The 14,323-nt window shown below is 74.5% G+C and carries 1 protein-coding gene; it reads left to right on the plus strand.

Features of this window, described 5'->3' with window-relative positions; genetic code table 11:
* Positions 1-11: 11 nt before the first annotated feature.
* Positions 12-14,306 (plus strand): type I polyketide synthase, encoded by a 14,295-nt coding sequence (locus tag K4G22_RS30540; RefSeq protein WP_228083712.1) that lies wholly within the window; start codon positions 12-14, stop codon positions 14,304-14,306.
* Positions 14,307-14,323 lie beyond the last annotated feature (17 nt).

A 14,323-nucleotide genomic window follows, 5' to 3' on the forward strand; every position in this document is an offset into this window, starting at 1 on the left:
TCGGTCACACCATGACAGACGACAAGAAGCTGCTGGACTACCTCAGGCGTGCCACGGCGGAGCTCGGCCAGACCAAGGCGGAGCTGCGCGAGGCGCATGAGGCCGCGCACGAGCCGATCGCCATCGTCGGGATGGACTGCCGCTACCCCGGTGGGGTCGAGTCCCCCGAGGACCTGTGGCGGTTGGTCGCCGACGGCACCGACGCCATCACCGAATGGCCCGTCAACCGGGGTTGGGACCTGGAGGGTCGCTACGACCCGGACCCGGAGCGGTCCGGCACCTCCTACACCCGCAACGGCGGCTTCCTGCACGACGCGGGCCTGTTCGACGCGGGCTTCTTCGGCATATCGCCGCGTGAGGCCCTGGCGATGGACCCGCAGCAGCGGCTGCTGTTGGAGACCACCTGGACGGCCATCGAACGCGCCGGCCTCGATCCGCACGCGCTGCGCGGCACCAGAACAGGCGTGTACGTCGGCGTCATCGGCAACGGCTACGGCGACCGTTCCAGGGAAGTCCCCGAACTCCAGGGTCTGTTGGACACCGGCACCGCCGACAGCGTCGCGTCGGGGCGCGTCTCCTACACCCTCGGCCTCGAAGGTCCCGCGGTCAGCGTCGACACGGCCTGCTCCTCGTCGTTGGTCGCCATCCATCTGGCCGTCCAGGCGCTGCGCACCGGCGAGGCCACCATGGCGCTGGCCGGCGGTGTCACCGTGATGGCCACCCAGGACGCCTTCGTCGCCTTCAGCCGGCAGCGCGGCCTCGCCGCCGACGGGCGCTGCAAGGCGTTCGCCGACACCGCCGACGGCACCGGCTGGTCCGAGGGCGCCGGCGTCCTGGTCCTGGAACGCCTCTCCGACGCGCGGCGCGACGGGCGCCAGGTGCTCGCGGTGATCCGGGGCAGCGCGATCAACCAGGACGGTGCCTCCAACGGTCTGTCCGCCCCCAACGGCCCCTCGCAGCAGAGCGTCATCAGGGCGGCGCTCGCCAACGCCCAGCTCTCCGCGGGCGACATCGACGTGGTCGAGGCCCATGGCACCGGCACCAGGCTGGGGGACCCGATCGAGGCGCAGGCGCTGCTGGCCACCTATGGCCGCCACCGCGACCGGCCGCTGTGGCTGGGCTCGCTCAAGTCCAACATCGGCCACGCGTCGGCTGCCGCCGGCGTCGGCGGCGTCATCAAGATGGTGATGGCCATGCGCGACGGCACGATGCCGAAGACGCTGCATGTCGACACCCCGAGCCGCGCCGTCGACTGGTCGGCGGGGAACGTGCGCCTGTTGACGGAGGCGCGCGCGTGGGACGACGAGGGCGGCCCGCGCCGGGCCGGCGTCTCCGCCTTCGGCGTCAGCGGCACCAACGTCCACACCGTCTTGGAACAGGCTCCGGTGGTGGAGTCGGTTGTGGTGTCCGGGGAGTTGGGTTCCGGGGTGGTGCCGTGGGTGGTGTCGGGGCGTTCGGTGGGTGGGGTGCGTGGGGTGGCGGGTGGGTTGGTGTCGTTGGTGGGGGAGGAGCGGGGGTCGGTGGGCGCGGCTCTGGCCGGGAGGTCGGTGTTTGAGCATCGTGCGGTGGTGGTGGGTGGTTCGGCGGATGAGTTGCGGTCGGGGTTGGGTGCGTTGGTGGGGGGTGAGCCGGCGTCGGGTGTGGTGTCGGGTGTGGCGTCGGTGGTGGGGAGGACGGTGTTTGTCTTTCCGGGTCAGGGTTCGCAGTGGGTGGGGATGGCGGTGGAGTTGTTGGATTCTTCGCCGGTGTTCGCGGCGCGGTTCGCGGAGTGTGAGGGGGCGTTGGCTCCGCATGTCGATTGGTCGTTGGTGGGGGTGGTGCGGTCGGGTGGGTTTGAGCGGGTGGATGTGGTGCAGCCGGTGTTGTGGGCGGTGATGGTGTCTCTTGCGGCGTTGTGGGAGTCGGTGGGGGTGGTTCCTGATGCGGTGGTGGGGCATTCGCAGGGGGAGATTGCGGCGGCTGTGGTGGCGGGTGGTTTGTCGTTGGTGGATGGTGCGCGGGTGGTGGTGTTGCGGTCGCGGGTGATTGGTGAGCGGTTGGCGGGTGGTGGGGGGATGGTGTCGGTGCCGTTGTCGGTGGATGTGGTGCGTGGGTTGGTGCCTGAGGGGGTGTCTGTCGCTGCGGTGAATGGTCCGTCGTCGGTTGTGGTGTCGGGTGATCCGGCGGGTTTGGATGTGGTGTTGGGGTTGGTGGAGGGTGCGAAGCGGGTGCCGGTGGACTATGCGTCGCATTCGGTTCAGGTGGCGGGGATTCGGGCGGAGTTGTTGGATGCGTTGGCGGGCGTGGTGCCGCGTGCGGGGAATGTTCCGTTCTTTTCGACGGTGACGGGTGGTTGGTTGGACACGGAGTTTCTCGATGCCGGGTATTGGTATCGGAATTTGCGGGAGACGGTGGAGTTCGAGGGTGCGGTGCGGGGTTTGGCGGGTGCGGGGTTCGGAGTGTTTGTCGAGGTGAGCGCGCATCCGGTTCTCACGGTGGGTGTGGGTGAGGCCGTCGGTGATGAGGCGGTGGTGGCGGGCACGTTGCGGCGGAATGAGGGGGGTGTGCGTCGGTTCCTCCTGTCGGCGGGGGAGTTGTTCGTTCGGGGTGTGGGGGTGGACTTCACTCCGTTCTTCGGCGGTGCCGCGCCCTGTCGGGATCTGCCGACGTATCCCTTCCAGCGCAAGTGGTACTGGCTGGAGGACAGCGTCGGCATCGCCGAGTCCGAGCAGAACCGCTTCTGGGAGACCGTCGAGGACGGTGGCCTGGGGGAGTTGCTCGGCCTGGACCCGGCGACCCCGCTCAGCGAGGTACTGCCCGCCCTGTCCGACTGGCGCAACCGCCACAGCGGTCGCGCCACGGTCGACTCCTGGCGCTACCGCGTCACCTGGCATCCGCTGCCCGGCGGCGCGCCGGGCGAGCGGCCAGGGCGTTGCCTGATCCTCGTGCCGGAGACCGGACACCCCCTGGTGGACGAGGTCTGCCAGGCACTGGAGGCCGCCGGCGCCACCGTGACTCGCGCGGAGTTGACCGCTGCCGACAGCGACCGGGAGACACTCGCGCTGCGGCTGGCCGACATGGCCCGCCCCCTGGACCGGGTCGTGTCACTGGTCGGCCTGGACGAACGGCCACATCCGGACCATCCCGTCGTGCCCGTCGGCACGGCCCTCACCCTCGCCCTCGTCCAGGCGCTCGACGACGCGGGCATCGACGCCCCCCTGTGGTGCCTGACCAGCGGTGCGGTCCGCGTCGGTGCTGACGACTCCCCGTTGACCGGCGGCGCACAGAACCTGCTGTGGGGCCTGGGACGCGTCGCCGCACTTGAGTACCCGAGACGCTGGGGCGGGCTGTGCGACCTGGCCCCCGGGTTCGACCCCGCCGCCCTGGTGACCGCCCTCGCCGGCGAAGGCGACGAGGACCAGCTGGCGCTGCGCCCGGGCGGCGCGTTCGGGCGCCGGCTCGTCCGCGCCCCGCTGCCCGACGGGCCCGCGCCCGAGCCCTGGCGGCCCCGAGGCACGGTCCTCATCACCGGCGGCACGGGCGCCGTCGGCGGGCAGATCGCCGCCTGGCTGGCCCGCAATGGAGCCGAGCATCTGGTGCTGCTCAGCCGGCGGGGCGGCGAAGCGCCGGGCGCCGCCGAACTGGCCGCCGAACTCGAATCCCTGGGCGCCCGGGTCACCACCGCCGCGTGCGACGTGACCGACCGGGCCCAGCTGGCCGCCCTCGTCGCCGAACTGGAGGCCAGCGGCGAGCACATCAGGGCCGTCATGCACGCCGCCGCTGGCGGCAGCCTCGTGCCGCTGCCGGACACCGACCTCGCCGAGTTCGGCGACACCCTGCACGCCAAGGTGCTCGGCGCCGCCCACCTCGACGAACTGATCGGCGAGGTCGACGCGTTCGTCCTCTTCTCCTCCATCTCCGCGATCTGGGGCAGCGCCGACCACGGCGCCTACGCCGCCGCCAACGCCTACCTCGACGGCCTCGCCGAGCACCGGCGCGCTCGCGGGCTCCGCGCCACCTCCGTGGTCTGGGGCATCTGGGCCCCGCAGGACGGCAAGGGCATGGCGGCCAACCTCGCCGAGGAGCAACTGCGCGGACGGGGCATCCCCTTCATGCGTCCCGCCCTCGCCATCGAGGGCTTCCAACAGGTGCTGGACCGGGACGAGACGGTCGTCGTGGTGGCCGCCGTCGACTGGGACCGCTTCGCCCCGGTGTTCACCTCGGCCAGGCCCAGCGCGCTGATCTCCGAACTCCCCGAAGTCCGCGCCGCGCTGACCGACCAGAACACGGCCGGCGCCACGGAGGACGAGGCCACCTCGCCCCTGCTGGAGCGGCTGCGCGCCCTGCCCGCCACCGAACGGCGCGAGCTGCTGGCCGATCTGGTGCGTACCCAGGCGGCGGCCGTCCTCGGCCACGAGTCCGCCGCCGACATCGAGTCGGGGCGTGCCTTCCGCGAGCTGGGCTTCGACTCGCTGACCGCCGTCGACCTGCGCGGCCGGCTGAACGCCGTGACGGGCCTGCGCCTGCCGGCCACCGTCGTCTTCGACTACCCGTCGGCCACCGCGCTCGCGGACCACCTGCGCGACGAACTGCTCGGCACGGCGACGACATCGGCCGCCCCGGTGCCGGCCGCCGTGCCCGCCGGGGACGATCCGATCGTCATCGTCGCGGCGAGCTGCCGCTACCCGGGCGACGTCCGCACCCCGGAGGACCTGTGGCAGCTGCTCACCGACGAGCGCGACGCGATATCCGAGCTGCCGGCCGACCGGGGCTGGGACCTCGGCGACGTCTATGACACCGACCCCGACCGGCCCGGCACCACCTACTCCCGGGCGGGCGGATTCGTCTACGACGCCGGCCTGTTCGACCCGGCGTTCTTCGGGATCTCCCCGCGCGAGGCCCTCGCCATGGACCCGCAGCAGCGGCTGCTCCTGGAGACCTCGTGGGAGGCGCTGGAGCGCGCCGGCATCGACCCCACCACGCTGCGCGGAACCCCCACCGGCGTCTTCGTCGGCGCCGGCTACCAGGGGTACGGCGGCGACGGCGAGCGGGTGCCGGAGGAGGCCGAGGGCCATCTCATCGCCGGCATCTCCAGCAGCGTGCTCTCCGGCCGCGTCTCCTACGCGCTCGGCCTGGAGGGGCCGGCGCTGACCATCGACACCGCCTGCTCGTCCTCCCTCGTCGCCGTGCACCTCGCGGCGCAGGCGCTGCGTTCCGGCGAGTGCTCGCTGGCGCTGGCCTCGGGGGCCACCATCCTCGGCTCCACTCTGTCGTTCACCGGCTTCAGCCGCCAGCGCGGCCTGGCGGCCGACGGCCGGTGCAAGCCGTTCGGCGCCGAGGCCGACGGGTTCGGCATCGCCGAGGGCGTCGGCACGCTCCTCCTGGAGCGGTTGTCCGACGCCCGGCGCAACGGGCACCCGGTGCTGGCCACCGTGCGCGGCTCGGCCGTCAACCAGGACGGCGCCTCCAACGGACTGACCGCGCCGAACGGGCTCGCCCAGCAGCGGGTCATCCAACAGGCCCTGGCCAACGCCGGGCTCGAAGCCACCGACGTCGGAGTGGTCGAGGCGCACGGCACCGGCACCAGTCTCGGCGACCCGATCGAGGCGCAGGCACTGCTCGCCACCTACGGCCAGGGCCGCGCCGCGCCCCTGTGGCTGGGCTCGGTCAAGTCCAACATCGGCCACACCCAGGCGGCCTCGGGCGTCGCCGGGATCATCAAGATGCTCCAGGCCATGGAACACGGCGTGCTGCCCCGGACGCTGCACGCGGATGTGCCCTCGCCGTTCATCGACTGGTCCTCGGGCAGCATCGAGCTGCTGACCGAGGCGCGGCCCTGGGAAGGGCCGCGACGGGCCGGCGTGTCCTCGTTCGGTATGAGCGGCACCAACGCGCACGTCATCGTCGAGCAGCCCGACCCCGCCGAGGCACCGCCCGCGCCGGACGACTCCCCTCCCGCGCCGACCGCCGTGGCCTGGACGCTGTCCGGCCGGTCCGAGGAGGCCGTGCGCGAGCAGGCGCGCGCCCTGCTGGAGCGGATCGAGGCCGATCCACGGGTCGATCCGCTCGATGTCGGCCATTCGCTGGCGGCCACCAGGACCGCCTTCGAGCGCCGCGCCGTCGTCGTGGGCGCGGACCGGGAGGCGCTGGCCGCCGGCCTGCGGGCCGTGCGGGACGGCGAGGCCGCCGTGGGCACCGCCGACGCGGGCCGTCGCACCGTGTTCGTCTTCCCGGGGCAGGGCACGCAGTGGGCCGGTATGGCCCTAGAACTGCTGGCGTGCGCCCCGGTGTTCGCCGAGCGCTTCGCCGAGTGCGAGCGCGCCCTGGCCCCGCACCTCGACTGGTCGCCGACCGAGGCACTGCGCGGCGGCGCCTACGAGCAGGTGGACCGCGTCCAGCCGGTGCTGTTCTCCGTGATGGTCTCGCTGGCCGCGCTGTGGCGGTCCTACGGCGTCGAGCCCGACGCGGTGGTCGGCCACAGCCAGGGCGAGATCGCCGCCGCCTGCGTGGCCGGCGCGCTCTCCCTGGAGGACGCGGCGATGGTCGTCGCACTGCGCAGCAAGGCCCTCCTCCCGCTCGCCGGCCAGGGCGCCATGCTGTTCGTGGCCATGGCGGCCGACCCGCTGCGTGCGCGCGTCGCCGCCTGGGACGGCCGGATCGCGGTGGCCGCCGTCAACGGACCCACCGCCGTCACGCTCTCCGGCGACCCCGAGGCACTGGAGGAGCTGAGCGCCGCGCTGGCGGAGGAGTCCGTCCTGCGCTGGCCCGTCCCCGGCGCCGACTTCGCCGCCCACTCCCGCCAGGTGGAACGCATCCACGACGACCTCATGCGCCTGCTGGGCGGGGTGACCCCCCGTTCGGGCACCGTCCGGTTCTGGTCCACGGCGGACAGCGCCTGGCTGGACGGATCAGCGCTTGACACCGCGTACTGGTACCGCAACCTGCGCACGGCCGTGGAGTTCGACCGGGCGGTCAACGAGCTGATCGCCGCCGGATACGACACCTTCGTGGAGGTCAGCCCGCACCCGGTGCTGGCGATCTGGGTACAGCAGGCCCTGGAGGCCGCCGAGAGCGGCGGGGTCGTCGTCGGCACGCTGCACCGCGACGCCGGCGGCCTGGACCGCTTCCTGACCTCGCTGGGCGAACTCCACGCGCGCGGCGCCTCGGTCGACTGGGCCGCCGCGCACCGGGGCGGCCGGCGCGTCGACCTGCCGACCTACGCGTTCCAACGGCAGCACTACTGGCTCGTGCCCCGCCCCGCCGAACCGCGCGCCCTGCCCGTCGCGATGGAGGGCACCGACGCCTGGCGTTACCGGGTCGTCTGGCACGTCCTGCACGAGCCGCCGACCCGCCGCGCGAGGGGGCAGTGGCTGGTGCTCACCCCGGCCGGCGCCGACGGCCCGGACGGCTCCGAGCAACTCGACGCCCTGCGCCGGCAGGGCCTCACGCCCCTCGTGGTGCCGTGGGAGGAGCCCGGGGATCGGGCCGCCGGGGCCGAACGACTGCGCGCGGCGGTGGAGGGGCACCAACTCGCCGGCGTGCTCTCCCTGCTCGGGCTCGCCGACCGCCCCTGGTCCCGTGACACGGCGCTGCCCGCCGCCGTACCGCTGACCGTCTCCCTGCTCCACGCCCTGGGCGACGCCGGCGTCGAGGCGCCGCTGTGGGCGGCCACCCGTGGCGCCGTCTCCGTCAGCCCCGCCGACCCCCTGACCGCCCCCGCGCAGGCCGCCCTCTGGGGCCTGGGAGGCGTGGCCGGGGTCGAGTACCCGGGACGCTGGGCCGGTCTGGTCGACCTGCCGGCGGTCCTCGACGACCGGGCGGCGCGGCGCCTGCTGACGGTCCTCGCCGGGGAGTCGGGCGAGGACCAGGTGGCGATCCGCCCCTCCGGTGTCCACGGCCGGCGCGTCGCCCACGCGGACCTGCCGGGCCCCGCCCCCCGACGGCCGTGGCGGCCCGCTGGAACCATCCTGATCACGGGCGGGCTCGGCGCCCTCGGCGGGCATGTGGCCCGCTGGCTGGCCACCGCCGGCGCCGAACACCTGCTGCTGACCGGACGGCGCGGCGCCGGCACCCCAGGGGCGGCCGAACTCGTCGCCGAACTGGAGGCGTTGGGTGCCCGGGTCACCGTCGCCGCCTGTGACATGGCCGACCGGGACGCCGTCGCCGAGCTGCTGGCCGGCCTCCGGGACCCGGCGCCGCTGACCGCCGTGGTACACACGGCGGGCGTGCTCGACGACGGCGTGGTCGACTCCCTCACGGCCGAACGCGCGGCCGGCGTGGCCCGGCCCAAGGCCGACGCCGCGCTGGTGCTGCACGAGCTGACCCGCGATCTCGACCTGTCGGCGTTCGTGCTGTTCTCCTCGCTGGCCTCCACCCTCGCCGGCACCGGCCAGGGCGGCTACGCGGCGGCCAACGCCTACCTCGACGCACTCGCCCTGCACCGCCGCGACCTCGGCCTGCCCGCCACCTCCGTGTCCTGGGGGCTGTGGGGCGGCCGAAGCCTCACCGACGAGGCGGTGGCCGCCCGGCTGGTGCGCGACGGCGTGCCCGCCATGGACCCCGAACGCGCCGTCGAAGCGCTGCGGCGCGCGGTCGACTCGGGCGAACCCCACGTGATCGTCTCCGACTTCGCCTGGGACCGCTTCGTCCCGGCCTTCACCGCCCTGCGGCCCAGCCCGCTCATCGCCGACCTGCCGGAGGTGGTCGCGCGCGCCGAGCGGACGGCCACGCCGGCGCCGCCGACCGCCCTCGACCAGGCAGCGCTCCTCGATCTGGTGCGCACGGTGGCCGCCGAGGCCCTCGGCTACGCCGGCGCCGAGGCGATCGGCCGCGACCGGGTCTTCAAGGACCTCGGCTGCGACTCACTGACGGCGGTGGAGCTGCGCAACCGGCTGTCCGCGGCCACCGGGCTGCGGCTCCCGGTCACCCTCGTCTTCGACCACCCGACCCCGGACGCCGTCGTCGACCACCTGATGGCGGAGCTGGGCGAGCCGGCGGCTCCCGACAGGACCGAGGCGCCGCCGGCGGCCGGCGCCGGGGCCGGCGAAGACCCCGTCGCCATCGTGGCTCTCGCCTGCCGCTTCCCCGGCGGGGTGCGCACCCCGGAGGACTTCTGGCGGCTCATCAGCGAGGGCGGCGACGCCATCACACCGTTCCCCGCCGACCGTGGCTGGGACCTGGCCGCCCTCTACGACCCCGACCCCGACCACCACGGCACCACCTATGTCCGCGAGGGCGGCTTCCTGCACGACCTGGCCGACTTCGACCCCGCCTTCTTCGGTATCTCCCCGCGCGAGGCGACCACCATCGACCCGCAGCAGCGGCTGCTGCTGGAGACCAGCTGGGAGGCGTTCGAACGGGCCGGCATCGACCCGCGGTCGGTCAAGGGCAGCCGCGCCGGCGTGTTCGTCGGCTCCAGCTACCACGACTACGGCCTGCGGGCGCGGAACGCGCCCGAGGAGATGGAGGGCTACCTCGGCATCGGCAGCGCGGGCAGCGTCGCCTCCGGCCGCGTCTCCTACACCTTCGGCCTTGAGGGCCCGGCCGTCACCGTGGACACCGCGTGCTCCTCCTCGCTGGTCGCCATCCACCTCGCGGCGCAGTCGCTGCGCGCCGGCGAGTGCACGATGGCGCTGGCCGGCGGTGCCGCCGCGATGGCCACCCCGACGTCGTTCGTCGAGTTCAGCCGGCAGCGCGGGCTCGCCGCGAACGGCCGCTGCAAGCCGTTCGCCGCAGCCGCCGACGGCACCGCCTGGGCCGAGGGCGTCGGAGTCGTCCTGCTGGAGCGGCTCTCCGACGCCCGGCGCAACGGCCACCAGGTGCTGGCCCTGGTGCGCGGCTCGGCCGTCAACCAGGACGGCGCGTCCAACGGCCTGACCGCCCCCAACGGCCCCTCCCAGCAGCGCGTCATCCGCGCGGCCCTGGCCAGTGCGGGACTGTCGCCCGCCGATCTCGACGTGGTCGAGGCGCACGGCACCGGCACCAGGCTCGGCGACCCCATCGAGGCCCAGGCGCTGCTCGCCACCTACGGCCAGGACCGCGCGCGGCCGTTGCTGCTGGGCTCGGTCAAGTCCAACATCGGCCACACCCAGGCCGCCGCCGGCATGGCGGGCGTCATCAAGACCGTGCTGGCCATGCGGCACGGCACGGTGCCGGGCACCCTCCACGTGGACGAACCGTCCCCGTTCATCGACTGGAGCGCGGGCAGCGTCGACCTGGTCACCGAGAACACCCCGTGGCCGGACACCGGCCGTCCGCGCCGGGCCGCCGTCTCCTCCTTCGGCGTCAGCGGCACCAACGCCCACACCATCCTGGAGCAGGCGCCCGACGACGAGCCGGCCACCGCCGACGGCACCCGGGAGCCGCTGCCGCTGCCGCTGGTGCTCTCCGCCCGCAGCGCCGAGGCGCTGCGGGCGCAGGCCGCGCTGCTCGACCAACACCTGGCCGACCACCCGGACGTGCGGCCGGCCGACGTCGCCTACACCCTGGCCACCGCCCGCGCCCACCTGGAGCACCGGGCCGTCGTGCCCCTCGGCGACCGCGACGCGGTCCGGGCCGCCCTGCGGTCGGTGACCGGCACCGTGCCCCCGGCCGAGCCGCGCCTCGCGTTCCTCTTCTCCGGCCAGGGCAGTCAGCGGCTGGGCATGGGACTGCGGCTCCACCAGGAACTCCCGGTCTTCGCCGAGGCGTTCGACGCCGTCAGCGCCGCTCTCGACCCGCTGCTCGAACGGCCGCTGCGCGAGGTGATCGGGGCCGCCGCCGGCTCCGGGGACGCCGACCTGCTCGACCGTACGGCCTTCACCCAGCCGGCGCTGTTCGCCGTCGAGGTCGCCCTGTTCCGGCTCGCCGACCACCTGGGGCTGCGGCCCGACTACCTCATCGGCCACTCCGTCGGCGAGTTGGCGGCAGCCCATGTCGCGGGAGTGCTGTCGCTCCCCGACGCCGCCCTGCTGGTCGCCGAGCGCGCCCGGCTGATGCAGGCCATGCCCGCCGGCGCCATGGTGTCGGTCCGGGCGCCGGAGGAGGTGGTGCTGCCCTACCTCGGTGAGCACGGCGACCTGGTCACGGTGGCCGCCGTCAACAGCACGGTGGCCACCGTGCTCGCCGGCGACGAGGACGCCGTGCTGGACGTCGCCGCCCGACTCGCCGCCGACGGCCGCGAGAGCAAGCGGCTGCGGGTCGGCCACGCCTTCCACTCCCCGCACATGGACGGGATGCTGGAGGAGTTCCGCCGGGTCGCGGCCCGGGTGGAGTTCCACCCGCCGCGCGTCCCCGTCGTCTCCAACGTCACCGGCGCCCTCGCCGGCGCCGACGAGCTGTCCACCCCGGACTACTGGGTGCGCCATGTCCGTGCCAGCGTCAGGTTCCTCGACGGCGTGCGGACCCTGGAGCGGGCCGGAGTGACCGCGTTCGTCGAGATCGGGCCCGACGGCTCGCTCACCGCGCTCGCCCAGGACTGCCTGGCGGGCCACGCCGAGCTGATCCCGCTGCTGCACCGGGACCGCGACGAGATCCACTCCCTCACCGCCGCCCTGGGCCGGGTCCACGCCCTGGTGGCCACCCCCGACTGGGAGCCGGCCTTCGCCGGCCGCGACGTGCGCCGCGTCCCGCTGCCCACCTATCCGTTCCAGCGCGAGCGCTACTGGCTCGACGACACCTCCGGCGCCGGCGACGTGACATCGGCCGGCCTGGTCGCCCCAGGGCACCCGCTGATCGGCGCCGCCGTCGAACTGGCCGACGCCGACACCCACGTCTTCACCAGCAGGCTGTCGCCCCACAGCACCCCCTGGCTGGCCGACCACGGTGTCTTCGGCGAGGCGATCTTCCCGGCGACGGCCTTCCTCGAACTGGCGGTCAGGGCGGCCGACGAGGTCGGCGACGCCCGGGTCGACGAACTGTCCCTGGTGGCCCCGCTGGTCCTGCCGGCGGACGGCGCCGTCGTCCTCCAGATGCGGGTCGGCCCCCGGGGCGCGGACGGCGTCCGCCCGGTGGAGGTGTTCTCCCGGCCACCGGAGGCGGCGGCCGACGAGCCATGGACCCGGCACGCCACCGGCGGTCTCTCGCCGGACGCCACCCCCGTCGCGCCGGCCGCCGGATCGCTCGCCGAGTGGCCGCCGCCCGGTGCCGAGCCCGTCGACGTGACCGGCCTGTACGACCGGTTCGCCGAGAGCGGCTTCGCCTACGGGCCGGCCTTCCAGGGGCTGACGGCGGTGTGGCGCCGAGGCGACGAGGTCTTCGCCGAGGCCGCGCTGCCCGCGTCCGAGCGGTCATCGGCCGGCCGCTTCGGACTCCACCCGGCCCTCCTGGACAGCGTGCTGCACTCCCTCGCCTTCGGCGTGCTGAACGGCAGCGACCAGGCGTGGCTGCCGTTCGCCTGGAACGGTGTCACCCTGCACGCCGGCGGCGCTGGCGCCGTCCGGCTGCGGATGGCGCCCACCGGCGACAGCTCGGTGTCGGTGGCCCTCGCCGACGGCACCGGGGCGCCGGTCGCCACGTTCGAGTCCCTCGTCCTGCGGCCGGCGGCCCCCGCCAGGTCGGCCACCGGCCGCGGGCGGACCCACCGGACGCTGTTCCGCCCGGAGTTCACCGAGGTGCCGCTCCCCGCGCTGGGCGAAGCTCCCCCGTTCGAGGTGCGCGGCTACCAGCCGGGGCGGGACGCCGAGGCGGTGCGCGACGCCACCCGGCGGGCACTGGCCGACATCCGCGACTGGCTCGCCAGGGACCGGGACGGCGCGAAGCTCGTCTTCAGCACCCGGGGCGCGGTGCCCCTGACCGCCGAGGACGACGTGCCCGACCTCGCCGGCGCCGCCGTCTGGGGCCTGGTCCGCTCCGCCCAGACCGAGCACCCGGACCGGTTCGTGCTGGTCGACCACGACCACGACGACCCGGTCCAGGGGGAGGCGTCGCTGGCACGCGCCGTCGCCGCCGGCGAGCCGCAGCTCGCCCTCCGGCGCGGCCGGGCCCACGCCTACCGCATCGCGCGCGTCCCGGTGGGCGCCGCCGACACCGCGCCGCAGTGGGAACGCGGCGGCACCGTCCTGGTGACCGGCGGCACCGGTGCGATCGGCGCCCATGTCTCCCGGCACCTGGTCGCCGAACACGGCGTCAAACGGCTGCTGTTGACCAGCCGCGGCGGCCCCGCCGGCGCGGGCGCGGCACGCCTGCACGAGGAGCTGACCGCGTTGGGCGCCGAGGTCGAGGTGGCGTCCTGCGACGTCGCCGACCGCGACGCGCTCGCCGCCCTGCTCGCCTCGGTTCCGTCCGGACACCCCGTCACCGCCGTCGTCCACACCGCGGGGGTGGTGCGGGACGGCACCGTCGCCTCCATCACCGACGAGCAACTGGACCTCGTGCTGCGCCCCAAGGTCGACGCCGTCCTCAACCTCCAGGAGCTGACCGAGGGCCTGGACCTGTCGGCCTTCGTGGTCTTCTCCTCCATCGCCGGCGTCTTCGGCGGCATGGGACAGGCCAACTACGCGGCGGCCAACGCCTTCCTCGACGGCCTGGCCCACCACCGCAGGGCCAGGGGCCTGGCGGCCACCTCGCTGGCCTGGGGCCTGTGGGCCAACGACGCCGGAATGAGCGGCCACCTCGACGAGAACGACTTCAGGCGCATCGCGCGCGGCGGCATCGTCGCCTTCCCGCCCGCTGAGGGCCTGGAGCTGTTCGACACGGCGCTGGCCGAGGGGCCCCCGGTCCTGCTGCCGCTGCGCCTCGACACCAAGGCGGTCCAGGCGCAGGGCGAGGTGCCCGCGCTGTTGCGGGGCCTGGTGCGCCCGGTCGCCCGGCGCGCCGCCGCCGACCAGGCGACCGGCGCCGCCGGGGCGGCGGGCCTGGCCCAGCGGCTCGACGGCATGACGGACAGCCAGCGCGACCGCGCCCTGGTCCACCTGGTCCGCGACCACGCGGCCACCGTGCTCGGCTTCGCCGACGCCACCTCGATGGACCTCGACCGGGGCCTGTTGGAGATGGGCTTCGACTCGCTGACCGCCGTCGAACTGCGCAACCGGCTCGGTTCGGCCACCGGACTGCGGCTGCCCGCCACCCTGCTCTTCGACTACCCGTCGTGCCGCGCCATCGCCGGGCACCTCGCCGTCGAACTCGTCCCCGAACCGGCGTCCTGGCAGCCGCCCGGGCTCGCCGAACTGGAACGGCTCGCGGCCCTCCTGGAGGACGAGCACCACCGCGAGGAGCTGACCGACCGGTTGCGGGACCTGCTCGCCGGGGCGCGCGTGACCGCCGGCGACGACCTGGTCGGGGAACGCATCGACGCGGCCGACGACGACGAGATCTTCGACTTCATCGACAACGAACTGGGCATGTCGTGACCGCCCGACAAGGTAGA

Origin of the sequence: Streptomyces profundus, assembly GCF_020740535.1 — a bacterium.
In the GTDB taxonomy this organism is placed as follows: domain Bacteria; phylum Actinomycetota; class Actinomycetes; order Streptomycetales; family Streptomycetaceae; genus Streptomyces; species Streptomyces profundus.

What these genes read in the sequence shown, in the direction of transcription:
- K4G22_RS30540 (WP_228083712.1), top strand. Translation starts at nt 12, where the DNA reads ATGACAGACGACAAGAAGCTGCTGGACTACCTCAGGCGTGCCACGGCG.